22 protein-coding genes are annotated in these 22,505 nt (G+C 65.1%); 7 read left to right on the forward strand and 15 right to left on the reverse strand.

From position 1 onward, the window contains the following. Nucleotides 1–87: 87 nt before the first annotated feature. Nucleotides 88–723 carry a hypothetical protein gene (locus R2733_19910; protein ID MEZ5378776.1) on the reverse strand — a complete coding sequence of 212 codons (636 nt, stop codon included), beginning with the start codon at nt 721–723 and terminating at the stop codon, nt 88–90. 257 nt (nt 724–980) lie between these two features. Here R2733_19910 and R2733_19915 point away from each other — a divergent pair, with 257 nt between their 5' ends. Next, on the forward strand, nt 981–1,298 hold the full coding sequence (locus R2733_19915) for a hypothetical protein (protein MEZ5378777.1): 318 nt from the start codon (nt 981–983) through the stop codon (nt 1,296–1,298). A gap of 55 nt (nt 1,299–1,353) precedes the next feature. Here R2733_19915 and R2733_19920 read toward each other — a convergent pair whose 3' ends face one another. Continuing rightward, a complete protein-coding gene (locus tag R2733_19920) occupies nt 1,354–1,734 on the reverse strand; it encodes a nucleotidyltransferase domain-containing protein (protein ID MEZ5378778.1) in 381 nt (126 codons plus the stop codon). Between the two features lie 1,370 nt (nt 1,735–3,104). Here R2733_19920 and R2733_19925 point away from each other — a divergent pair. After that, nucleotides 3,105–3,485 (forward strand): hypothetical protein, encoded by a 381-nt coding sequence (locus R2733_19925; protein ID MEZ5378779.1) that lies wholly within the window; start codon nt 3,105–3,107, stop codon nt 3,483–3,485. Between the two features lie 287 nt (nt 3,486–3,772). On the opposite strand, the gene R2733_19930 is transcribed toward R2733_19925, so the two are convergent. Further along, entirely contained in the window at nt 3,773–4,129 is a 357-nt protein-coding gene (locus R2733_19930) for a hypothetical protein (protein ID MEZ5378780.1), read from the reverse strand. Between the two features lie 139 nt (nt 4,130–4,268). Between R2733_19930 and R2733_19935 the strand changes: the two genes are divergently transcribed. Then, nucleotides 4,269–5,498 carry an IS256 family transposase gene (locus R2733_19935; GenBank protein ID MEZ5378781.1) on the forward strand — a complete coding sequence of 410 codons (1,230 nt, stop codon included), beginning with the start codon at nt 4,269–4,271 and terminating at the stop codon, nt 5,496–5,498. A 211-nt stretch (nt 5,499–5,709) separates the two neighbouring features. On the opposite strand, the gene R2733_19940 is transcribed toward R2733_19935, so the two are convergent. Next, nucleotides 5,710–6,015 (reverse strand): methyltransferase, encoded by a 306-nt coding sequence (locus tag R2733_19940; protein MEZ5378782.1) that lies wholly within the window; start codon nt 6,013–6,015, stop codon nt 5,710–5,712. Between the two features lie 818 nt (nt 6,016–6,833). On the opposite strand from R2733_19940, the gene R2733_19945 reads away from it, so the two are divergent. After that, entirely contained in the window at nt 6,834–7,385 is a 552-nt protein-coding gene (locus tag R2733_19945) for a DUF6174 domain-containing protein (protein ID MEZ5378783.1), read from the forward strand. A gap of 420 nt (nt 7,386–7,805) precedes the next feature. Next, nucleotides 7,806–9,032, forward strand: a complete 1,227-nt coding sequence (locus R2733_19950) for an IS256 family transposase (protein ID MEZ5378784.1) — start codon at nt 7,806–7,808, stop codon at nt 9,030–9,032. A 115-nt stretch (nt 9,033–9,147) separates the two neighbouring features. Here R2733_19950 and R2733_19955 read toward each other — a convergent pair whose 3' ends face one another. Next, the gene (locus tag R2733_19955) at nt 9,148–9,489 is read right to left on the reverse strand and encodes a type II toxin-antitoxin system PemK/MazF family toxin (GenBank protein MEZ5378785.1); all 342 of its coding nucleotides are present in this window, start codon (nt 9,487–9,489) and stop codon (nt 9,148–9,150) included. Then, on the reverse strand, nt 9,473–9,667 hold the full coding sequence (locus R2733_19960) for a hypothetical protein (protein MEZ5378786.1): 195 nt from the start codon (nt 9,665–9,667) through the stop codon (nt 9,473–9,475). Before R2733_19960 ends, R2733_19955 begins: the two co-directional genes overlap by 17 nt. A 428-nt stretch (nt 9,668–10,095) precedes the next feature. Between R2733_19960 and R2733_19965 the strand changes: the two genes are divergently transcribed. Beyond that, nucleotides 10,096–11,046, forward strand: coding sequence for a PfkB family carbohydrate kinase (locus tag R2733_19965; protein MEZ5378787.1), 951 nt, complete (start codon nt 10,096–10,098; stop codon nt 11,044–11,046). A 14-nt stretch (nt 11,047–11,060) separates the two neighbouring features. Then, on the forward strand, nt 11,061–11,507 hold the full coding sequence (tsaA, locus tag R2733_19970; GenBank protein ID MEZ5378788.1) for a tRNA (N6-threonylcarbamoyladenosine(37)-N6)-methyltransferase TrmO: 447 nt from the start codon (nt 11,061–11,063) through the stop codon (nt 11,505–11,507). Nucleotides 11,508–11,520: 13 nt separating this feature from the next. Here the strand turns inward: tsaA and R2733_19975 are convergent, their stop codons facing one another. From R2733_19975 to R2733_20015, 9 genes are all read right to left on the reverse strand, one after another. Continuing rightward, nucleotides 11,521–12,591 carry a Vms1/Ankzf1 family peptidyl-tRNA hydrolase gene (locus R2733_19975; GenBank protein MEZ5378789.1) on the reverse strand — a complete coding sequence of 357 codons (1,071 nt, stop codon included), beginning with the start codon at nt 12,589–12,591 and terminating at the stop codon, nt 11,521–11,523. Between the two features lie 67 nt (nt 12,592–12,658). Next, entirely contained in the window at nt 12,659–13,444 is a 786-nt protein-coding gene (npdG, locus tag R2733_19980; protein MEZ5378790.1) for an NADPH-dependent F420 reductase, read from the reverse strand. Nucleotides 13,445–13,471: 27 nt separating this feature from the next. Beyond that, the gene (locus R2733_19985) at nt 13,472–15,394 is read right to left on the reverse strand and encodes an NADH-ubiquinone oxidoreductase-F iron-sulfur binding region domain-containing protein (protein MEZ5378791.1); all 1,923 of its coding nucleotides are present in this window, start codon (nt 15,392–15,394) and stop codon (nt 13,472–13,474) included. Between the two features lie 179 nt (nt 15,395–15,573). Continuing rightward, entirely contained in the window at nt 15,574–17,313 is a 1,740-nt protein-coding gene (locus R2733_19990) for an ABC transporter substrate-binding protein (protein ID MEZ5378792.1), read from the reverse strand. A 114-nt stretch (nt 17,314–17,427) separates the two neighbouring features. Beyond that, the gene (locus R2733_19995; protein ID MEZ5378793.1) at nt 17,428–18,402 is read right to left on the reverse strand and encodes an ABC transporter permease; all 975 of its coding nucleotides are present in this window, start codon (nt 18,400–18,402) and stop codon (nt 17,428–17,430) included. A 10-nt stretch (nt 18,403–18,412) separates the two neighbouring features. Next, the gene (locus tag R2733_20000) at nt 18,413–19,363 is read right to left on the reverse strand and encodes an ABC transporter permease (GenBank protein MEZ5378794.1); all 951 of its coding nucleotides are present in this window, start codon (nt 19,361–19,363) and stop codon (nt 18,413–18,415) included. Further along, nucleotides 19,360–20,469, reverse strand: coding sequence for an ABC transporter ATP-binding protein (locus R2733_20005; protein ID MEZ5378795.1), 1,110 nt, complete (start codon nt 20,467–20,469; stop codon nt 19,360–19,362). Before R2733_20005 ends, R2733_20000 begins: the two co-directional genes overlap by 4 nt. Next, nucleotides 20,466–21,497, reverse strand: a complete 1,032-nt coding sequence (locus R2733_20010; GenBank protein MEZ5378796.1) for an ABC transporter ATP-binding protein — start codon at nt 21,495–21,497, stop codon at nt 20,466–20,468. The genes R2733_20005 and R2733_20010 overlap by 4 nt, the downstream gene beginning before the upstream one ends. 125 nt (nt 21,498–21,622) lie before the next feature. Continuing rightward, nucleotides 21,623–22,456 (reverse strand): hypothetical protein, encoded by an 834-nt coding sequence (locus R2733_20015; protein MEZ5378797.1) that lies wholly within the window; start codon nt 22,454–22,456, stop codon nt 21,623–21,625. Nucleotides 22,457–22,505 lie beyond the last annotated feature (49 nt).

A 22,505-nucleotide genomic window follows, 5' to 3' on the forward strand; every position in this document is an offset into this window, starting at 1 on the left:
GGGAGACGTCGGCAGACGCCGAGACATCGGTCCACCAGTTCGGTCGATGAGCGCTTGCCCTGGCCGATGGCGGTGGTGGTCGGCTCCTCAGCGAGCGTGAGTGACGAGTTGAGAGATGTGGGCGGTGAGGGTCAGATTCGAGCGTCGGGCGCCGGCCTTCAGCTCCGCCCGGTCGTCGTCACCGATGGCAATGCGGAGGAACCGAGTCGGCACCATCGCGTTTTCGGCGTCAGGCGGCGGTGGAGGGTGGCTGGTCCTGCTCGCTCGTGAGGCGAGGAGCGCTCCGAGGTGTTCGCCCAGTCCGATGCCGGCGGCTTCGGCTTGGCGTCGATGGCGTTCCCATGTCGCGTCGTCGACGGTGAATCGTGCGGGGCGGCGCGAACGGCGCGCGGCATCCTTGTCAGCCCACCATGTCCCCGCCTGACGCATCTCGGCGACGTTCTCTCGGAAGTGAACGGAGCGACGCGTGCGCTCGATCGCTTCGGCGCTTCTACGTTCGGCATCGAGAGCCTCGGCCACCCGGCGCGCCGCCCACAGTTGTTCGTGCCGGGTGACAAGTCCGGCTTGCACGTCCCGCAGCCATGCGTGCAGGGCGCGCCATGAGGTGTCGTGCAGCGGGGGTGCGGGCACCGCGGCGAGCGCTGCTTCCAGGAGGGCCTCGATGTGGTCGAGGGTGATTCGGCTGCTTCCCCCAGGGGGAAGCAGCAAGTCTGTGCCGGACATTTCGTCGTTGGTTGGTGCAGTGAGCTCGCGGCGAGGGGCGGGCGGCGGTGTTGGTGATGCTGGCTCGATGGTCATGAACGGTGCTCGGTGGGTGCGGTGTGGTTGAGCGGTGCGACGATGGCAACGAAATCAGAGCGGGCGTGCGCGGTGCGTTGCGCGAACCGCAGCGTCGAGCTTGCGGCCGGACCTACCCGCCTGTCACGTCTTGCTGTGGGTGATTCCGCGGTGGGCGTCCACCTCGGTATTGGCACGATCGAATGACGGATCATGGCGCCTCCCCTGCTCGGCTGATCCAGCTGAGGAAGGCGGTCGCCGGACTCAGGACGCGTCACGAGCGTGCGGTGCAGTCGGCGGTGCAGTGGCTGGTGCAGTCGGTGGTGCAGCACGGTGGGGCTTACGCTCGACCCGATGACCGGTCACTCACCGATGGCGGTCGGCCGTTGGTCCGGCTGGTGCCGGTGGGCGGATCGTTCGACCGACTATTCGTCGTCGGCTGCGGTTGGGCGGATCAGACGAGCAGCGATCTCGAACACCATCGTCGCTGTTGCTACGACCTCGGCGGCCTCGCCGGCTGATGCATCGGGCAGATCGCCGGGATAGCGGGCCTCGTACTACAGGCAGTCGATCGCTTCAGTTGGCATCGGCCACGGGCCGTCGGTAGACGCTCACGCCCTCGCGAAGCGGCCAGTACACAGCGGATCCCACGTTCGACCGCTCGGTAGCGATCTCGGCGAGGTCCGCAACGACGATGTCGAGGGGAACGAACGTCTTGACTGCGGCACGTGTGGTCCGCATGAGTGATCGCTTGTCCGAGGCCTCGACCATGTCGAACACGACGAGGAGATCGATGCCTGAGTCAGGCCCATCATCGCCGCGCGCCACCGAGCCGAACAGGATGATCTCGAAGAGGTCCACCGCCGTCACGATTTCGTCGATCACGTGAGGGACAGCTTGGGCCAACGTGAGCCCGTCGTATCGTCCAAGTTCGTCGACGGTGTGCGCCTGCGACATGCGGCAAGGCTAGTCGAAGGCTTCCACTCGACATCTCCACGCTCGTGAGCACCGACTCCTCATCGTGCACCTCCGACGCTTGCTTCCGACCACAGCTGGCCCACATCAGGGGAGTTGCAGTCGCCCGCATATCCGTCATCATCGGGCGGCCGGTGGTTTGGGACACGCCACGGGTCGCACGATCGGCGTCCTCGGCGTATTCACTCGTGGTCAGACCGGGCAGTCCGGTGGACGGGCAGAAGAAGGTTGGCTATCTGGTGGGCAACGGCCGGGGTCCTGCGGATCCGGGACTGCGTCAAGCGTCAGAGCTCGAGTGGTCGGCGGCCGTGGTGCTCGGTGTCTCGGTCTTGTCACCGGTTGCGTCGGGCCTGAGGGGAAGCGCAGCGCATCCAACCGGGATGGTTCCTGCGTCAACCCCGTGACACAGTCGGTAGAACTGTGTGCGATCGAGTTCGGGCAGCGGAACCTCGTCGGGTCCAGCACCGAAGCGTCCAACATCGCCGACGGCCAGGCCGCTGTCAGCCCACTCCTGCGCGGTGTACGTGCCTCCGGCAAGGATCCACTCTGGATTCCACGCTTTACCGTTCCATCGTTCGAGTCGCCAAGCGACTCCCCGGTTCTTGTTCAGCTCGGATCCGGTAGGAAAGCCCAAGACTGCGGACGCCTCGTTCTCGGAGAGTGTCACGCTGAACGCGTCGGTGTCTGTCGATGGCGCGGCCGCTTGACCGGTGTTCGATCCCGTGGTGCAGGCGGCCGCGAGGACTGAGACGAGAAGGACTGTTGGCGCTCGAACAAGCATGGTCCTCTGACGTGCAGTTCGGGCAGGAAGTTCCCTTTGGTCGGGTGCTGGGTCGGTTTCGGCTGCAGCGGCATCGCGTTTCCCGCGAGTCGGTGTCATTCGAGCGCGGCGGCAATCCAGGGCACCAGGAGCGCTCCGACTCCCGTGACGGTAAGAACTCTCGGAAGGGACTCGATCTGCACACGGTAGAAGTTCGAAACAGTGAAGCTGCGCTGCAGCTGCTTCATCGTTACGACCGGAAGACGAGCGTCAAGCCTTCGAGCAAGGCCAGCGAGCACGAAGCACACAACGGCGAACATCGTGGCCCAAAGCACGTCATTCCAGTCCACCTCCACGCTGCACCCCCGTCGAACGCCCAGGCGCCCGACGCCAGCCTAGGTCGCCGTTCGATGCGCTCCCCGCCACAACGGAATAGCAGCCGAACGGGCCGACACGCTGCCGGCGTTCGGGGATAATGCCGGAGCGGCATGCACTGAGAGTTTAGGGTCACTCGCGAGGTGGTCAGCTCGTCGCACTGAGTGCGGGTGTGCGAGTCTTCGGTTTGGGTGTGCGAGGTGGTCTTGGGGGATTCATGAAGTCGGCGATGGTGATCTGTAGGGACACAGTTGACCCCGTTGCCGTTCTGGCGGCAGTGGCACACAAGCGGGGGTACTCCGTTGCCGTAGCGCCCGGGTACGCGCAGATCACCAACCTGGTCGGCCGTCTGTTTACGGTTATGGCGGGCGAAAGTGACTATGAGCAGTGGGACGAAGAAGACCGGAACCTACTTGTGGCGAGCGTGGAGGCGCCGAATCGACTGTTTCGAGGATTCGCTGTTGAGTGTCGGTGGGAGAGGTTGTTCTGTGAGCTCGTCTCGGACTTCGGTGCCGCCGTGGAAGACGTGTGGGTCGTAGATTCTGACGGCGTGGTTTGGAGCTGGGACGATCTAGACCCGGAACGCATCGTCTTGTAGCCCAGTGGCGCGTTGGCACCTGCAGGAGAATCTGGGTAGTCGCATGAACCAGTTCTGGTCTGGCGATGTGCAGAATATCGACCTCGAATCGTCGGCTTCGACGCTTGACCGCCGGCACTCTGGGATGTCGTGCTCTGCGTCACCCTGCCGGCGGTATGGGGCAGGGACGAGGGGCATGAGCGCTGAGCAATACGGGGCAGTGCGCCGCTCGCGTACGTGCGGATATCGCGTGGATCCAGGCGGCAAGTCACTGAGCGCTGACGTTCGGCTACCGCCGATTCACGGCGTCATCGACTAGCAGAAACCAAGCCCCACTCGATCAGCGCTTCTTCCCAGATCACAAGTCGGTGCGCTTCGAAGTAGTTACGCAGCAGTTTTCGGACGTGGTCATTTTCCAGTTGCTCGTCCGAATCCATGAGGGTGATGAGATCGAGCGAATCGGCAGCATCCATTGATGCAATAGCGGAAGGGTCTGGGCTGCAACACCCATAGCCATCGAAGGAGATCCTCACGATGAAGAGGCGTCCTTCGTCGTCGAGCGAAAAGTCAGCGAACGCGACATCGCCGAGAGCAAGCGAGTACGCACAGGGCCGGGTCGACCCCTCCCACCGATGTCGACTGATTGCGAAGTTGGCGGCATACATGTGACGGAGAGTATGTCGCGAGGGTGAGTCCCGTCTCGTGGTGTAGATCGGCCTGACCATCGGAGGGGCATCCCCTCGGGTGTGGTGGCCACCGTGCGATTCTCAGAAGTGACTAAACGAACTGAGAAGGAATCGCACGATGACCGAATACGAGTCTGCACTATCCGCTTTCGAGGCGCGTCTCACCGGGACCGGCCTTGCCGGATCACTGGCGGAGATTCTGACCGATGCCATCCAAGAACTCATCGAAGCCGAACTCACCGCACGCATCGGCGCCGAACCCGGTGAACGGACCCTGGCCCGCACCAACCTCCGCAACGGGCACCGCCCGAAACTGGTATCGACCCCCGCAGGCGACCTCGAGCTGGGGATCCCGAAACTCCGGCAAGGATCGTTCTTCCCCGAACTCCTCGAGCCCCGCCGCCGCATCGACAAAGCCCTGTGGGCAGTGATCATGACCGCCTACATCACCGGCACCAGCACCCGAAAGGTCGACGACCTGGTCAAAGCGTTGGGCTGCGACACCGGCATCTCCAAGAGCAGTGTCAGCAGGATCTGCAAGAACATCGACGCCGACGTCGCCGTGCTACGCAACCGTGATCTCGGCCATCAACGCTTCGTCTACGTCTGGCTGGACGCCACCTACGTCCACGTCCGCGAAGCAGGCCAGGTCACCTCGAAAGCAGTCGTGATCGCGACAGGTCTCCGAGCCGACGGCTACCGGGAAGTACTCGGTGTCGATGTCGGGGACTCGGAGAACGAAACGTTTTGGACCGAGTTCCTCCGGAGCTTGAAAGACCGCAACCTCACGGGTGTCCGCCTCGTCATCTCCGACGCCCACGCCGGGTTGAAAGCAGCAATCCGGCGGGTGTTCCAAGGCGCCGGTTGGCAACGCTGCCGCGTGCACGCCATGAGGAACCTGTTGTCGGTCGCCAAGCACCAGCACCGCTTCATGATCGCGGCGTTGATCCGCACCATCTTCGCCCAACCCGACGCCGGGTCGGCCCGCACCCAGTTACGTAACGTCGTCACCCAGCTCGCTGGTGTGTCGCCCGAGGTCGCTACCAAGCTGGAGGGCATGGAGACCGACTTGTTGGCCTACACCGGGTTCCCGCCGGCGCACTGGTCCAAGATCTGGTCGAACAACCCGATCGAACGATTGAACCGTGAACTGAAACGACGCACCGATGTCGTGCAGATCTTCCCCAACACCGAATCGGTGATCCGCCTCGTCGGCGCGCTGCTGGTCGAGATCAACGACGAAATGATCTCCTCCGACCGGCGCTACATCGCCGCCGGCAGTCTCGAACCACTCGTCGACCATGAAGGAGAACCGCTAACGTCATTGCCCGCAGCCCCAAGAACCTGACCAACAGAATCGCACGGCACTCCTACACCACCCGACGGGACTCCATCTGTCGCGACCGGATCAGTCCGAAGCCAAATTCGCGCAGAGTTGGCGTTCAGGTCCGATCACTCACCCGATCCACGCGCTATCCGGCAGACCGAGCGATACGGCCGCCGACCCGTGGTGGGTCGGCGGCGGTGGCTTGACGACCGGTGGCCGAGCATGGTCGAAGCTAGGAGGAACGGGTGGGAACCCAGCATCGGACGGTGCTGTGGTAGCGGTCGTAGTCCTCTCCGAACCGGGCTGCGAGGTCGGCCTCCTCCACCGGCCGAATCACGAGGTTCCAGAGAACCGCACCAACCGCTGCCAGTGCGATCACGCTCCACGAACCCACGACAGCGCCGATCGCCGCGGTCTGGGCTGCGCCGGCGACGGCCATCGGGTTGCGGACATACCCGTAGGGGCGCGTGCGACGAGTCGTCGTGCGGTCTCGGCTGGGAGCGGTGTGCCCCGGCCGACCAACGCCATCGTGAGACACGACCACAAACCCAAGGCGCTTCCCGCTGTGAAGACCAGCCAGCCAATCCAAGCGCAGGCTGGGTCCTGCAGTGCTGGCAATGAGACTCTGAGGCGGTGCTCAGCTGCGGCCACGATGATCGGTATCACGGCGAAGAACAGCGTCCAGAATACGATCAGCTGAGCGAGACTTCGTCGCACATTTGTTACCTTGCTCGACACTGTCGCCGGGTGGAACGCAAATGGGCCGACGAAGAACCACTCTGTTGGTAGACGCCCATGCCAAACCGTCAAGGCGGAGACGGCGGTGCCGACCGCTGCGACCGTCATCGCGACAACACCCCAGCCAGCGGTGCGCTCGATCAAGCCGTACACGAGTAGAGACGCTGTGACCCCGATCGTCCACACTGTCACGACCACCGACGCGGCACGACTCCCGGTGAGTGCCGCCCACAACGAACCCAGCACGAAGAAGGCCACGTCGGGTCCGACGAGCAGCCGCGGATCCCATCCACCCAGCGTGAGCCGACGTACATCACCACACATGAACACCGAGATCCACCAGATCGCGCCCGCTGCGGCCTGCGCCCCGAAATACCAGCGCGCGTTGCTACGGCAGCGACAACACCACTGGATCTACGCACGATCGCAAGCGTGCCCGGAATGCTTCGACCCTCCACCCAAGCGTCGAGCACCCGAACGGTCCATTCACTGATGTCTCCCACGTTCAAACGCAGGCTTGTCGCCGAGCCGGCGGTCTGGGACGTTCTTCGGCGCTTGAGCAACGAGTGGTATGGGACACTCGGGAACCATGTTGACTGATCACACGTCGATACGAGCATGACGTTGTCGACGATGACCAGATGGTTGCTCCTGATCGGGGCTGTCGTGACGCTCAGCGCGGCGTGCAGTTCGCCGACATCGCAAGCTTCTACGGAGGGCGAACAACTGACCCTCGATGGTGAGTTGCAGGATTCCAGCGGTGAGGGCGACGATCTGCCGGTTGAGATTGCCCTGGCAGATGCGCGGGTTCGCTGTTCCGAGGCGGGGATCGCTGGGTACCGGCTCGAGGTTTCGGAGTCTCGGAACTACTGGCGACAGGGTTGTTCGTGGGTGACGGTGGTCGCTGATGGTGTTGTGCGCAACGTGTCGGTCGATTCGCCGTCGGATTCGCAGGCGTGTTTCGGGGTCGAGTGGACGGTCGAGGAGTTGCACGATCGGATCGCGGAGTGGGCCGACAATATCGAGGAGTTCAGCGACCCGGAGTTCGGGGAGCACACTCTGGAGGTGGTCTTCGACGAGTTGGGTGTGCCGGAGGCGATCCGGTTCGACTTGGCCAATGCTGACGATGAGGAATCGACATTGCGCGTGATCTTCCGCGGGCAAGGCTGAGACCTTCGTTTGCTCGGCAACCAAGGCAGCACCGATGTCGCCGCCGTCCCGGCGTTCGGTGATGGGGTCGGAGCAGTCAATGCCGAACGTTCGGGGGCGCCGTTGTCGCCAGCAACTGCAAGTCATGTTCGCTGCTCGAGACGTGGAGGCTGGCGTCGGTGACAGCCAGCTGGCGGCAGTCGGTGGGCTTCAGATGCATCCGCGGGTGGATTTCATGCGCCGAACGTGACCGGGTCACGACAGATGGTCACTTAATGTGACGAAATGCATCCGCGGATGCACGGCTTCTCAAGCCGGCGTTCGGTGACGGGTATGAGTCCCTTGGCGTGGTGGGATTTCGGGGCGGGTCCACCTGTGGGTGAGTCACCGGCGTGATGCTCGGTGTGTACGACCAAGTGCACACCATGGAGAACCACACCGATGACTCTTGAACAGTCTGACATCGACCGCCTGCTCGGCGCGATCTCGATCGGAGAAGGAACCGATCTGGTCCGCCAGCTCGCCCAATGGGCGCTGCAACAGTTGATCGAGGCCGAAGCGGCCGAAAAGATCGGCGCCGGCCCCTACGAGCGCAGCATCGACCGGACCACGCATCGCAACGGGACCCGGCCACGGACCTTGTCGACCAAGGCCGGCGATCTGGAACTCGGGATCCCGAAACTTCGCAAGGGTTCGTTCTTCCCCAGCATCCTCGAACCCCGCCGACGGATCGATCAGGCTCTGTATGCGGTGGTGATGGAGGCCTATGTCAACGGCGTCTCCACCCGAGCGGTCGATGATCTGGTGGTGGCGATGGGGATCGACACCGGCATCTCCAAATCAGAGGTGTCGCGGATCTGCGCCGGTCTGGACGAACGAGTCGAAGCGTTCCGGACACGCACCCTGGGTCACACTTCGTTTCCGTACGTGTATCTCGACGCCACCTACATCAACGTCCGTGACGACGCCCTCGGCCAGGTCGTGTCCCGAGCGGTGGTCATCGCGACCGGGATCACCGCTGCTGGTGACCGCGAAGTGCTGGGTGTCGATATCGGTGATTCGGAGGACGAAACGTTCTGGCTCCGGTTCCTCCGCTCGATGCGTAAACGTGGTCTCGGTGGTGTCCGCCTCGTCATCTCCGACGCCCACGAAGGGCTGAAGGCCGCCATCCGCAAAGGGATCAGCGGGGCGAGCTGGCAGCGGTGTCGCGTGCACTACGCCCGGAATCTGTTGTCCAAGGTCCCGAAAGGGCAGCAAGAAATGGTGGCGGCCGCGTTCCGGTCGATCTTCGCGCTCGGCACCACCGGGGAGATCAACACCCGTTGGGACGAGGTCGCCGACATGCTCGAGGCCAAGTTCCCGAAAGCGTCGTTGTCGATGCGTGACGCCAAGACCGATGTGTTGGCGTTCGGGGCGTTCCCGTCGTCGCATTGGCGCAAGATCTGGTCGAACAATCCGTTGGAACGACTGAACAAGGAAGTGAAACGGCGCACGAACGTGGTCGGGATCTTCCCCAACGACGCCGCAGCGATCCGGCTCATCGGGGCCGTGCTCGCTGATCAGCACGCGGAATGGGCGGTCGCTCGCCGCTACATGACCGAGGGGTCGATGGCAGACCTCAACACTGTGCGCGACACTGAGCGATCACGGGCCCAACTCGAGGCCTGACACACCGAGCAACACACTCGGAACCCCACCACTCCACGGGACTCTGTCGGTGACGGCCATCCTGTTCAAGCGGTTGAACGGTTTGGGACGCTCAGCACTGCGTCTGGCGAGCGGGTCAGGGGATGTCGAGAAGGACGGCGAGGGTTTCGCGTACTTGTGTCAGGACGATAGACCCGACGTTGCCCCGCGCCCCGATGATCCTGCCAGGGGAGATTGCTCGGATGTGCTGACACTGGGCGGCAGAGACGACATCGAGTCCGTTGGTGTCGTCGGGTTCGATGGTGATTTCGGAGCCGAAGGGTCTGATGGTGCTGGTGAGCGGGACGACGTGGACGACGGAGGGTTCGGCGTCGAGGATGCGTTGGGCGGTCACGAGGACGGCGGGGTGTTGGAATCCGGCTTCTCTGCCTTGGGGTGTGCCGAGTTCGAGGTCGACGACGTCACCCGAGGTCAGCATCGAGCCAGTCGATCTCGTCGTCTCGTAGTGGGTTGGCGAGGTCGTTGCCGATTCGGTCTTGACGCAGCGCCCGTACGGCGAGGGAGACAGTGTTGCCGACAGTGGTGTTGAGTTCGGCGGCGAGTCGTTTGAGTTCGTCGTGGGTGGCGGTGTCGATCCGGACGCTGGTGCTTTGCATGCAAATCAGCATACACCGGTCGGTTGATGGACGGCTATCGGACTGTCGGGGTTGGCGAAGCACAGGTGGCTGGCCGCCCCATAACGTGCGGCTGATATCGGGATGGGGCATGCCCGCAATGTGTTGTTTGGTGACGCTTTGTTATCGCGACGGCGGGAGCCTATTCGGCTCGCCACTTGTGCCCACCGCAAGGGTTCCTCAGGCGAGCGCGTCGCCCATGGCAACGGCGTCGTCGATCGTTGGCGAGACGACGTGTCGATACACCAAATCGGTCATGCGAGTGCCGTCGTGGCCGAGCACATCCGCAATGCGTTTGGGTCCGGCTGTCTCCGTTTTCCCGGCTGCCTCCTCGAGTGAATGACGGCGTGTGTACCTTCGGATGACCTTGGGCCGTGGTGTTCGCCGGCCCGAGGGCACAGGTTGGAGCCATGGGAAGCATCGTGGTGGTAGGCGGGGTCAATATGGACCTGCACCTGTTCGAGGTCGAGCGGTCGAGTGGTCAGGCACCGATGCTGGCACAGCACTATCTCGCCCAGCCTGGCGGGAAGGGCGCAAACGTTGCTCGAGCTGTTGCCCGTCTCGGTGCCGAGGTTGCACTTGTTGCGCGGGTCGGTGACGACGAATTCGGTCGCGATTGTCTGCGGGCGGTCAGCGACGATGGCGTCGACACGACCGGTGTCTCGACCGGAGCGGGGCAGAGCACCGGTTTCGTGGCGATCGAGTTGGTCGAGGGACGGCACCGATCGCTGATCTTTGCTCCCGGCGCGAACGACGCACTGGCTTGGGCCGACATCGAGCCGAGCGTGGCTGGACTGGGCGAGGGGGACATCATCATCGCTCAGGCCGAGGTGCCCGCCCCGGCGCTGGCCCGGCTGGCTGACTTCGTGGTCGAGTCCGGCGCGGCGCTGTACCTCGACCCGGCACCGCCCGAAGGGGTCAACCATCGACTCTTGGCAGCGGCCGAGGTCCTGACACCGGATCGGCTCGAAGCGTCACAACTGGTGGGTCGCTGCGACACGTCGTCGCTCTGGCCTCAGCTCGCAGCAGACGAACTGCTGGCACTCGGCGCTCGACGGGTGATCATCAAGACCGGTGGGACCGGTGCGCTACTGGCGAGCGACGACGTTTCGATGCAGGTGCCGACGCTCACCGTCGAGGTCGGCGACGAGACGGGTGCCGGTGATGCGTTCGTTGCTGCGCTCGCCGTTGCGCGCAGTGAGGGGCGGGATTGGGCGCCGGCGACACGCTTCGCCAACGTCGCCAGTGCCCTCTCGGTGGCGTCGACCGGCCTCATGCTGCCCGACCGAGCAGCGGTCGACGAAGCGCTTGCAGCCACCGATCAGCTGAACGATGTGGGAGCCGACCGCTACGCTCCGTGACGGGGGTGACCGACATGGTCGACGAGCAACCGACGGGAGCCAACGGCACGGCGGATGACGGGGAAGCGTTCATCCTGCGACCGATCGGTCGTGTCGCATCCTCGTTGACCGACACCGCAGCTGCGCCGAAGCAGAGCGGCGACGGAGCTCCTGCCGCAACGTTGGTTCTCGATCCCGGCGTCGTCGACGGCCTCGATGGGCTCGACGTCGGCATGCAGGTGATCGTACTGACCTGGCTCCACCGGTCGAGGCGCGACCTCCTCGTCGTGCACCCACGCAGCGATCCGGAGCAGCGAGCACGAGGCGTGTTCAGCACGCGTTCGCCGGTACGACCGAATCCCATCGGTATCCACCCGGTGCGCATCGTGGCGATCGACGCCAACGTCGTCGAGGTCGACGGCCTGGAAGCGATCGACGGCACACCGGTCCTCGACATCAAGCCGGCTCGCGGCGTTTGGTGAACGACCAGGCGAGTCAGCCGCGGGTGATACCGGCGATGCCGTCACCCATGTCGGCAACGTAGCGAGGTGTGACGATCACCTGCGCTGCGGTCTTGGCTGCGAGCGCAACCGCCCCATCGTTGCGGGGCACGGTGACCTCACCGCTCCCGAGGCCGACACTTCCCATCGCCCGATCCGGCTCGGAGAAGTCGTTGGCGACGAAGAGTGTGTCGATCCGACCCTGAGCGAGGAGCGTCAGCACCTCGCCACTGTTGTTCGTGGCGTGCCCGGCGCTGAGCGCACTGCGCAGTCGGTTGAACTGATCGGTGAGCCGCTCGGCCGCGACGGTGCGGAGGGCAACGTCGGCTCGGTCGAGGAAGGCATCGGCGCCGGCTTGGCGCGACCCGTCCACCTGGATCGGCGGGCTGAGCCGGGCAGGAAGGTGATCGGTGAAGAACCCGACAGCACGCACGTCGCCACCAACGACGACGAGGTCAGTGGTCGGGAACTCGTCGATGATCGAGTCAACGACCTCCTTCGCGTTCGACTCCCATGCGTTCTCGGCGATCTGTTGGAAGCGTCGCTGCGACCAACCACCGGGATGACTCCGGTGCAGGTGTAGTTCTTCGCCGACGACTTCGGTGACGTCGATCGGATCACCGACACCGGCGCGGTTCATGACGTCGGCGCCGGACCGGTCAATCAGGACCGCAAGGTGCTCGATGTCGTGCTGTTGTGCTGCGAGTAGCGGAAGCAGCGCGGGAACGAGGCCGACGTGCACCGCCGTGCTGGTGAGCGGACGCACCTGCGTGCGCTTGAAGACGACGTCCGATTCGGTCACGACGGCGACGAACGACGCACCCTCCTGGTGGCGGAAGCCAGCCAGCGCCTCTTCGACGCGTGCCGCCAGCTGAGGTCGATCGGGCGCTTGATCCCGCACGAGGGCGACGGCATTCTTGCGTCGGATGTCGAATTCCTGGTCGGCGTTCTGGCTGGCGCTCGGTGTCGGGAGGTACACGGTCGCCATGGGCACGCCGGCGGCTCGATAGGCATCCAGCACGAACTGGTCGTTGGTAATCGGATTGTTCACGTGAGTCTGCGGCATGGGCAGGGCATACCCGTTCACCCGCCAACGGAAACGTGAGGCGTGGCATCCGCTCGCCTGCTCGCGCTCAGCCTTCCACGACGCGCAGCGACAGGCGTCGGTGATAGCGCCGGTTCATCGACAGCAGTACTGCGGTCATCGATTCGAGCGCCACGGCGTTGGCGAGGCACCCGGCGTCGTAGAACGTTGCCCCCTCGATGACGCCGAGTCGGCTGATGGTGTCGGACACGGCCTCATCGTCGTCACCGCACACCAGCACGTCCCCTGGGAAGGGTCGCTCGATGTCGTCGAGTGCCTTCGCCGGTGCGTGCTGGAGGGCGGCGACGACGCGGCTGCCGACGAGCACGTCGGCGACCGATTCGGCGATCGAACCGCACGACGGGAGGACGGGGCGCATGCCCCGACCGGACGGTGCCACACTCGCCGCCATCGACACGACGATCTTGCCGGCGAGCACCGACGCCAGGACGCCGGCGGCCTCGACCGTGTGGTCGGCATTGGTCGCCAGCACGACGAAGTCGGCGGCTGCGGCCTGCCGGTTGGTGCCGGCGAAGACCCGCTCGGACCGATCGTCGCCGAGTTCGGCCTTCACCTCGTCGGCGACTCGGCGAGCTCGCTTCGTCTTGCGACTGCCGATGAACACGGCCTGCCCGTTGGCGGCGAGACGGGCCGCTAGTCCCTGGCCGGCGGGGCCGGTACCGCCGATGATGCCGATCGGCTGCGCAAGCACATCGTCCGAGGGGCGACGATGAGGGGTGACATCCTCCGGTCGACGCATCGGCGGAGGTGCCACGAGGTCGCCGGTGTCGGGGTCGGCGATGCCGAAGGCCGTGAGGGCGATCTGATCGGCCATGAGGAATCTCCAGTGGTCGTGGCTGGGTCAGGGTTCGATGAGTTGGTCGACCCCCGTGGAAATGGCGTCGGCCTCGAGCTGGTCGTCGACCAGTTCGGCGCGCAGCCGGGGCAGGACGCCCTCCTCGACCTCGTCGATCGAGACGGTGATCGAGGCGCACAGCTGGTCGACCAAACGCGAGGACAACGGGGTCGATCCAAGGTCGAGGTCGGCGACGATTTGCTTGGCTGCCTTCGTGTGTTGCGCGGGGTACCAGGTGATCTCGGGTCCCTCGTCGGGATCGAGTCGTTCCAGCGCCGGGAAGACGACACCCTCCATCGCACGCTCGTAGCGTTCGATGTCACGCCGTAATTCGTGCAGGAGCTGCTCGCGCTCCTCCGGTGCGACTCGTCGGAGTGCACCGACTTCGTCGTTGATTTGTCGCCCGAGGTCGGTCACCGACTGGAACGAGCCGGCGTCGGCCGCCGACGAGTTGATCGTCTCGCCCAGCTCGGTGCTCGGCGACGTCGACTCTGCCGTGCGTGGTGCCTTGATCTCGACCGGCTGATCGGCCAGCCGCTGCACGGGCCAGGCCGAGGAGAACTCACCGTCCTCCGGGTAGGTCCAGTCGAACCGCTTCGTCGCATGGGCGGTGTCGAGGACCGCCTGCCGTCCCGTCATCTCCACCACCGGGGCGACGAGATAGGGCTCGCTCGCCGAGGTGGGGTGCGTCTCGGTGCGCCTTGCCAGTTCGACGAGGCGACCGACGACCCGTTCGGTCTGCCCGGCAAGGGCGCAGCGGGCGCCCCGGGCCACTGTGTCAAGCCGTTCGTCGATTCGTTCGTCGCCCAGACCCGCGCCGTCGGCGCTGGTATCGCTGAGCGACTCGGCAAGGTCGAGGCCATCCCGCTTGCACGGCTCGCACTGCCCGCACGATTCGACGGCAAGGAACCGGGCGACACCAGCGGCCACCGAGGTGAGCGAGGTGGCGTCGTCGACGACGATCAGGCTGACCGAACCGAGCCCAGATCCGATGGCCGACATGTCCTCGTAGGTGAGCGGGGTGTCGAGCTGGTCGGGGGTCAACGGCGGGTTGGAGACACCGTTGAGCACGGCCGTGATGCGATGCCCTGACCGTGCGCCGCCGCCAAGTTCGTCGATCACCTGACGAACGGTCGTGCCTATGGGGAACTCTGCAACCCCGTGGAACGGCGTCGAACCAGTGACGGTGCAGATGATGGAACCGGGGGACGCCTCGGTGCCGAGTTCCCGGAACCAGTCGACGCCGTTGGCCAGGATCCCGGACACGTTCGCCAAGGTCTCGACGTTGTCGACCAATCCGCCAGGCCCGTCACCTCGCCGCCCGTCGGCACCCCACCCGGGGTTGGCGTTGGACTCGTTGATGCCACGACGGAACGGGGGAGCGATCCGTGGGAGCGGCGGTCGTCCGTCGATCACTTCGAGCAGGGCTGTCTCCTCACCGAAGAGGTACTCGCTCGGACCGTCGACGATGCGAACGGTCATGCCTGGCATCCAGTCGGCAGCGTTGATCTCGTCGATGGCGGCCATGAGCCGCAGCGTCTCCTCGCGGAACGAGGCCTTGATCGCAATGATGATCTCGTTGGATCCGATGGCATGGGCCGCGATCGCTGCGCCCTCGATCACCGAGTAGGGGTCGAGGCGAAGCAGCGCACGGTCCTTGAAGGTGCCCGGCTCGCCCTCGGCGGCGTTCACCACGACCGGGATGGGCTCGTCGACGGCGTCTTCGAGCGTGGCGAGCGTTCGCCACTTCTTGCCGGTCGGGAAACCCGCACCGCCACGACCCCGAAGCCCCGATCCTTCGATCAGCCTGATTACCTCGGCCGGCGTCAGTCGACGGGCCGTGTCGACGCCGCGACCACCGCCGCCGTCGAGGTAGCCCGCCAGCGTCGTCACGGCGGTCGTCGGTAGCAGTCGGTGGATCTCGTGCATGATCGAGGCTCCTCTGTTCGCGGTCGCACCTGGTGTTGCCCAGGTGCGAGCCGACGGAAACGAGGAGTTGGACGCGAGTCGCCTTCCGGGTGGTGGATGCGACACCGGCCCCGGCCCGACCTCATCACGAGATCGGGTCAGGGCCGGCCGTAGTCGTCGGATCGACCGATTGGGCGAGATCAGCCCTCGGCCAACCAGGCCCGGTCGAGGTTGGCGTAGCCGTAGGAACCGTGGCGGTAGAAGCCCTGCAGTCGCGGTGAGTAGGTCCACTGCGTCAGGGTCGTCCACACCGGGATCGGGTTCATCAGGTTCTCCAGGGCGTAGACCTGGATCTCCTTGATCTTCTCGGCTCGCTCTCCGGGATCGACGATCGTCAGCTGCTCGGCGAGCATCTCGTCGAGCGCCGGATCGCTGATGCCATACCAATTGCGGGCGCCTTCGGATCCCATCTGCAGGCGAAGCCATTCGTCGGGCTCGAGGAACGGCGTTTGCGGGCCGAACTGGAGGTCGTACTCCTTGTCGGGCCAGCGGCTGCCGAAGTAGGTGGCGTAGTCGAGGAGCTCGAACGTCACGTTGATGCCGATGGCCTTCAGGTCTTCGACGAGCCACTCGGCCTGCGCCACGTACTGCGGCCCGTAGGCGTCGCTGGCGATGAGTGTCGCGTCGAGTCCATCCGGGTAGCCGGCCTCGGCAAGGAGCGCGACGGCTGCGTCGGGATCGTACGGCAGGAGCTCGGTGCGCTCGGCCTCGGAGATCGAGTAGTCGGCGAGTGCGGGGGAGACGTTGCTCGGGATCGTGCCGCCACCGCGGATGGTGTCGCCCATGCCCTGGCGGTCGATGGCCATCGAGATGGCCTGGCGGACCCGCAGGTCGTTGAACGGCTCACGCTCCATGTTGACGCCGACCTGACCCATGCCGGCATCGATCCACTCCATGAACTGGCCGTCGGGGACGTCGTTCATGAGTTGCTCTCGCAGCTCGGGCGACATCGCGTTGGTCATGATGTCGATCTCACCGGCCTTGTACGCGGCGATCGCCTGCTGGGTGTCCTTGATGACGAGCGCCTCGATCTGGTCGATGTAGGGCAGCTGGTTGCCGTCGTCGTCGGTCTTCCAGTAGTCGGGGTTGCGGTCGTAGACGGTCCGCACGTCGACTTCGTGCTCGGTCATCATCCACGGCCCGGTCCCGATGACGGTGTTGGTCCGGTCATAGCCCTCCTCGAACGCCTCGGCCGGGAGGATCCACATGAAGTGGCTCGCCATGTTGTTGAGCAGCGGGGCGAATGGCGCCTCCAGGTTCAATACGACCGTGTAGTCGTCGGGAGTCTCGATCGACGTCACGCCGGTCATCAGCGCCGCCTGGTGGCCCTCGGCGAGGATCGCCTCGAGGGTGGCCTTCACGTCGCCCGAGTTGAACTCGCGCCCGTTGACCGGAGCGACGTTGTGCCACTTCACGCCTTCACGCAGATTGAACGTGTAGGTGAGCAGGTCGTCGGAGATCTCCCAATCGGTTGCCAGCTCGGGCTGGAGCACTCGGGTCGTGTAGCCGATGTCGGGTGCGGTCTCGAACGAGATCAGCCGCTGGTAGACGTTGTCGAGTCGGTACTGGGTGTTGAACGACGACGATGTGATCGGATCGAGGTTGGCGATGTCGGAGTTGCCGCTGACGACCAACGTGCCACCGATGACGGGTCCCTCGTCGGTGGTGGCAGCATCGTCCGTCTCGTCGGTCTCGCCTTCGCCGGTGCGGTCTTGCTCGGCGGCGGCGGCTTCGTCGAACGAGGTGGTCTCGGTCGTCTCCTCGCCACTGTCACCATCGCCGTCGGCGGTGTCATCGCTCCCGCCGCCGCAGGATGCGGCGATGAGCATGAGCGCCAGCATGGCGGCGACCCATCGAGGCCATCGAGTTGATGTTTGCATGATGTGTTCTCCCCCTTGTGAACGACGTGCGTCCACGGTTGTGTGCAGTGATCTGTTCGGTACTTGCTCGCTTGTTGTGGTTGCTAGGTGGATGTTGCTTTTCGATGCGCCGGTTCAGCGCACGAGCTTGGGATCGAGGTGGTCGCGCAGGGCGTCGCCGAGCAGGTTGAAGGCGAGCACACCAAGACTGAGTGCGGCACCGGGGAACACCACGGTCCACCAGGCGATCGTCATGTACTCACGAGAGATGGACAGCATTTGGCCCCAAGAGGGTTCGGTGATCGGGGCGCCAACACCGAGGAAGCTGAGTGCGGCCTCGGCCACGATCGCCTGACCGAAGGTCAAGCTGGCGAGGATGATGATCGGGGCCACGATGTTGGGGATGCCGTGGCGCATGATGACCCGCATGGGTGGAGCGCCGAGCGCTTCGGCCGCGGTGACGTACTCGGCGCTCTGGACTCGAAGCATTTCCCCTCGGGCAATCCGGCTGAAGCGCGGGATGTAGATGATCGACAGGGCGAGGATGACGTTCGCAATGCTCGAACCCAGCAGCGACACGATGAACAAGGCCAAGATCAGCACCGGGATCGACATGATGGCGTCGACGATGCGCTGGAGGATCATGTCGAGCTTGCCGCCGAAGTAGCCGGAGATGGCGCCGAGGAGCGTGCCGATCACGGTCGAGATGATCACGGTGGCGGTGGCGACGATCAACGAGATCTGAGCGCCGTAGAGCACTCGGGAGAAGATGTCGCGCCCGAGGTGGTCGGTGCCGAACAGGTGGTCGAGCGACGGCGCGGCGAGCTTGAACTCGCGTCCTCGCTGGGTGGCAGTGGGCGAGTAGGGAGCGATCAGCCCGGCAAAGATCGCGCACAGCAGCAGGAAGATCACGATCCCGGCGGAGATCATGCCGAGCGGTTGGTCCTTGCGGAACTGGCGGAAGCTCCGCTTGAAACGGCCCCACCGGCCGAGTGCCGTGGTGTCGTCGTCGCGCACTCGCTCCGTGGCGACGACGGTCACGTCGTCGGCCGCATCGTCGAGGACGTTCGAGTTGGCGTTGATCGGGTCGGGCTTGGTCGACGTGGCCATGAATGACTCCTCAGCTCTTCCGGATACGGGGATCGATCCAGCCGTAGGCGATGTCGACGGCGATGTTCACAGCGATGAACAGCCCGCCGAAGAGGATCGCTCCGGCTTGGATCACGGGATAGTCACGCTGCTGGACGCCGCGGAACACCATCGAGCCGATGCCGGGCAGGCTGAAGATGGACTCGAGGATGACGGTGCCGCCGAGCAGGGCGCCGAACTGGAGGCCGATCAGGGTGAGGATCGGGACCAGCGAGTTGCGCAGCGCGTGTTTGTAGTTGACGAGACGGGTGGTGGCGCCCTTGGCCCGGATCGTGCGAATGAAGTCCGAGCCGAGGACCTCGAGCATCGACGAGCGAGTGAGGCGGGCGATGGCGGCTGCCACCGACACACCGAGCGCAACGGCGGGCATGGCCATCTGTTGGAGGTTGGCTCCCAGATTCTCCCACGGCCGCTGATAGCCGAGCGGAGCCACCCAGTTGAACCACGACGAGGCGAACGTGATCATGAGGAGCGCAAGGAAGAAGTTCGGAATGGACAGTCCCATGACCGACGACACCCGAAGCGCGTCGTCGGTCTTGGTTCCCCGGCGAACGGCGGACGCCACGCCGACCACGATGCCGAGGGCCACGGCCACGACGATCGACAGCACGGCGAGTTCGGCGGTCACCGGGAACCGTTCGGCGATCATTTCGGTGACGGGACGCTTCTCCCACAGAGAGTTGCCGAGGTCACCGCGCACGGCATTGCCGAGCCACACGAAGTACTGCGTGACCGCGGGCTTGTCGAGACCGAGCTCGGCCTCCATCTCGGCCATTCGCTCCGGGGTCACCGAGCCGGCGTCGGCGAGTTGGAGCCGCACGACATCGCCGGGAACGGCTCGCATCACGAAGAACAGGAAGGTCGACAGGAGGAAGAGCACGAGGAGGCCCGACAGGATGCGTCGAGCGATGTATTCGATCATGTGACAGCTCCTGTGTCGGCGAAGTCGGCAGCGTTGCGCTTTGGCTGGGCCCGGAACTCGTCGGGTGTCAGTCCGTAGGCCTGCGGCAGATACACCGCACACTCTCGAGCCATCCGGCCATCGGAGAGCGTGACAACGCCCGGGTCATGCCGTGCGCAGGCGTCGACCGCCTCGGGACATCGGGTGTGGAAACGACAGCCCGGTGGCGGGTTCGACGGACTGGGAACGTCGCCCTGGAGATGACGGCGCTTGGAGGAGCGAGCGACATCGGGGTCGAGGATCGGTACCGCCGACAGCAGCGACTTCGTATACGGGTGCTGCGGGTCGGTGAACAACTGCTCGGTGTCGGCCAGTTCGACGATCTGGCCGAGGTACATCACCGCCACCCGGTCGGCGATGTAGCGCACGACATTCAGGTCGTGGGTGATGAACAGATACGACACCCCGAGTTCGGCTTGAAGATCCTTGAGGAGGTTGAGCACCTGCGCCTGGACCGACACATCGAGTGCCGACACCGCCTCGTCGCACACGATCAAATCCGGCGAGGTCGCAAGCGCCCGAGCCACCCCGATCCGCTGGCGCTGACCACCGGAGAACTGGTGGGGGAACTTGCGGAGGTCTCGTCGAGAGAGCCCGACTCGTTCGAGCAGATCGGCCACTCGATCGAGCTGTGCTTGGCCGGTTGCGATGCCGTGGATCTCGAGACCCTCACCGACGATGTCGGCTGCGGTCATGCGGGGGTCGAGCGAGCTGTACGGATCCTGGAAGATGATCTGGATGCGCTTGCGGAGTTCGCGCAACTGGTGCTTGTCGAGCGACGCCAAGTCGGTGCCGTCGAAGCGCACGTTGCCTCCGGTCGCCTCGATCAAGCGCAGGATCACTCGGCCGGTCGTGGTCTTGCCACATCCGGACTCGCCGACCAGGGCAAGCGTGGAACCGCGAGCGATGTCGAACGAGACTCCGTCGACGGCGCGCACATGGCCGACCGTGCGTTGGAGGAGGCCCTTGTGGATCGGGAAGTGCTTCTGCAGATCCCGAACTTCGAGCAGCGGGGTGTCGCCGCCCGAAGGGGGTGTCGCTGCGGAGCGGAGATCGAGTTCGGTCATCGTCGACCCCCCGCTCCGATGATCGTGCCGCCGACGGCATCTCGTTCTCGTTCGGCGACCGCTTCGGGTACTCGGAGCCAGCATCGGCTCTCGCGCTGGTTGCCGAACGGCACGAGCGGTGGTGGCTCCTGACACGCAGCCCATTCATGTGCGCAGCGGGGTGCGAATCGGCACCCGGCCGGCATGTCGAAGAGGCTCGGCACCACGCCCTCGATCGGGGTGAGCCGGGAACCCGAGCCCGCCACCATGCCGGGCATCGAGGCGAGCAGCGCCGAGGTGTAGGGGTTCTGAGGATCCTTCAGCACATCGCGCACCGACCCCTGCTCGACGACCTGTCCTGCGTACATCACCACCACCCGATCGGCGATCTCGGCAACGACGCCGAGATCGTGGGTCACGAAGAGCACCGCTGCCCCGGTCTCGTCCTGCAGGAGGCGCAAGAGATCGAGGATCTGGGCCTGGACGGTGACGTCGAGGGCCGTGGTGGGTTCGTCGGCGATGATCAACTTCGGATTCAGGGCCAGCGACATCGCGATCATCGCGCGCTGGCGTTGGCCGCCGGAAAGCTCGTGGGGGTAGGCCTTGAGTCGCCGTTCGGGATCGGGCATGCGCACGAGCCGGAGCAGTTCGAGGGCTCGGACCTTGGCCTCGGACTTGCTCCGCCCATGGATCGTGAGCGTTTCGACCAACTGGTCCTCGATCGTGAAGACCGGGTCGAGACAGGTCGAGGGGTCCTGGAAGATCATCGAGATGTCGCGGCCTCGTATCGCCCGCAGCTCCTTCTCCGACAGACCGACCAACTCCCGACCGTCGAACTCGATCGAGCCGTTCGCAATCGAGCCGGTGCTCTCCAGCAGCTGCAAGATCGACAGCGCAGTGACGCTCTTGCCCGAGCCCGACTCGCCCACCAACGCGACGGTTTCGCCCCGACGCACCTCGAAGCTCACGTCGGCCACCGCATCGACCGTGCCGGCCCGAGTGCGGAACTGGGTACGCAAATCGCGCACCCGGAGTACGACATCGTCCATGACTGTCCCCTGACTGTCTGGGTTCCTCGCCACGAGCCGTCCCCCGACGCTCGAAGCATGGCCATGCTGGTCGTCTCCGGTCACGTTTGTCAAAAGACACACATTGCGGTCGCGTGACCGCAGGGTCAGTCGACGTCGAGTGTGATCACTCCCAGCTCGCCGTAGTCGACCTCGAAGTGGTCGCCGGCCCGCATGTCGATCGGCCGGGTGAACGAGCCGGCGAGCACCGTTTCGCCTGCCGTCAGTGGGATGCCGAGGCCCTGCAACCGGTTCGCCAGCCACACCACGCCGATCACCGGATCGCCGAGTACGGCGGCACCCAGCCCGGTCTCCTCGACCACGCCGTTGCGGGAGCAGATGGCGCCGGCCCACCGCAGTCGTCCGCTGCGGGCCTCGTCGGGCGTGACCGGCACCGACCCGACGACGATCCCTGCGTTGGCGGCGTTGTCGGAGATCGTGTCGCACACCGTTCGGGTGCGGCCGTCGTCGGGGTGCACCCGATACGAACGGGCATCGATGAGTTCGAGTGCGGCCACGATGTGATCGGTGGCGGCGTAGACATCGTCGGCCGTGAGGTCACGCCCCAGATCGTGGGGCACGAGGTCGTGAGCGAGTACGAAGGCGAACTCGACCTCGATCTTCGGATCCACATAGTCGGCGGCCCGCAACGTCGAGCCCGACTCGATGAACATGTAGTCCATCAGCGCGCCGAAGTCGGGCTCGTCGATCTTCATCGCCTGCTGCATCGCCCGGCTCGTCAGCCCGATCTTGTGCCCCTTGATCTCGGCGCCGCCCGCAACCTGCAGATCGATCCATGCCGCCTGAATGGCGTAGGCGTCGTCGAGCGTGACGCCGGGATGGGTCCGACTCACCGGATCGATCGAGCGAACCTCGAGCCGGGCTCGCTCGTGGGCGGCCGCCTGGGCAGCGATCTGGTCGGGGGAGAGGGTCGTGGCCATGGCCTGCATCATCCGCGGTGGCGAGCTCGCCCGCAAGGCACACACGCGC

The organism is Acidimicrobiales bacterium, assembly GCA_041394265.1.
Lineage (GTDB): Bacteria > Actinomycetota > Acidimicrobiia > Acidimicrobiales > SZUA-35 > JBBQUN01.

What these genes read in the sequence shown, in the direction of transcription:
- R2733_19910 (MEZ5378776.1), bottom strand. Translation starts at nt 723, where the DNA reads ATGTCCGGCACAGACTTGCTGCTTCCCCCTGGGGGAAGCAGCCGAATC.
- R2733_19915 (MEZ5378777.1), top strand. Translation starts at nt 981, where the DNA reads ATGACGGATCATGGCGCCTCCCCTGCTCGGCTGATCCAGCTGAGGAAG.
- R2733_19920 (MEZ5378778.1), bottom strand. Translation starts at nt 1,734, where the DNA reads ATGTCGCAGGCGCACACCGTCGACGAACTTGGACGATACGACGGGCTC.
- R2733_19925 (MEZ5378779.1), top strand. Translation starts at nt 3,105, where the DNA reads ATGAAGTCGGCGATGGTGATCTGTAGGGACACAGTTGACCCCGTTGCC.
- R2733_19930 (MEZ5378780.1), bottom strand. Translation starts at nt 4,129, where the DNA reads ATGTATGCCGCCAACTTCGCAATCAGTCGACATCGGTGGGAGGGGTCG.
- R2733_19935 (MEZ5378781.1), top strand. Translation starts at nt 4,269, where the DNA reads ATGACCGAATACGAGTCTGCACTATCCGCTTTCGAGGCGCGTCTCACC.
- R2733_19945 (MEZ5378783.1), top strand. Translation starts at nt 6,834, where the DNA reads ATGACGTTGTCGACGATGACCAGATGGTTGCTCCTGATCGGGGCTGTC.
- R2733_19950 (MEZ5378784.1), top strand. Translation starts at nt 7,806, where the DNA reads ATGACTCTTGAACAGTCTGACATCGACCGCCTGCTCGGCGCGATCTCG.
- R2733_19955 (MEZ5378785.1), bottom strand. Translation starts at nt 9,489, where the DNA reads ATGCTGACCTCGGGTGACGTCGTCGACCTCGAACTCGGCACACCCCAA.
- R2733_19960 (MEZ5378786.1), bottom strand. Translation starts at nt 9,667, where the DNA reads ATGCAAAGCACCAGCGTCCGGATCGACACCGCCACCCACGACGAACTC.
- R2733_19965 (MEZ5378787.1), top strand. Translation starts at nt 10,096, where the DNA reads ATGGGAAGCATCGTGGTGGTAGGCGGGGTCAATATGGACCTGCACCTG.
- tsaA (MEZ5378788.1), top strand. Translation starts at nt 11,061, where the DNA reads ATGGTCGACGAGCAACCGACGGGAGCCAACGGCACGGCGGATGACGGG.
- R2733_19975 (MEZ5378789.1), bottom strand. Translation starts at nt 12,591, where the DNA reads ATGCCGCAGACTCACGTGAACAATCCGATTACCAACGACCAGTTCGTG.
- npdG (MEZ5378790.1), bottom strand. Translation starts at nt 13,444, where the DNA reads ATGGCCGATCAGATCGCCCTCACGGCCTTCGGCATCGCCGACCCCGAC.
- R2733_19985 (MEZ5378791.1), bottom strand. Translation starts at nt 15,394, where the DNA reads ATGCACGAGATCCACCGACTGCTACCGACGACCGCCGTGACGACGCTG.
- R2733_19990 (MEZ5378792.1), bottom strand. Translation starts at nt 17,313, where the DNA reads ATGCAAACATCAACTCGATGGCCTCGATGGGTCGCCGCCATGCTGGCG.
- R2733_19995 (MEZ5378793.1), bottom strand. Translation starts at nt 18,402, where the DNA reads ATGGCCACGTCGACCAAGCCCGACCCGATCAACGCCAACTCGAACGTC.
- R2733_20000 (MEZ5378794.1), bottom strand. Translation starts at nt 19,363, where the DNA reads ATGATCGAATACATCGCTCGACGCATCCTGTCGGGCCTCCTCGTGCTC.
- R2733_20005 (MEZ5378795.1), bottom strand. Translation starts at nt 20,469, where the DNA reads ATGACCGAACTCGATCTCCGCTCCGCAGCGACACCCCCTTCGGGCGGC.
- R2733_20010 (MEZ5378796.1), bottom strand. Translation starts at nt 21,497, where the DNA reads ATGGACGATGTCGTACTCCGGGTGCGCGATTTGCGTACCCAGTTCCGC.
- R2733_20015 (MEZ5378797.1), bottom strand. Translation starts at nt 22,456, where the DNA reads ATGGCCACGACCCTCTCCCCCGACCAGATCGCTGCCCAGGCGGCCGCC.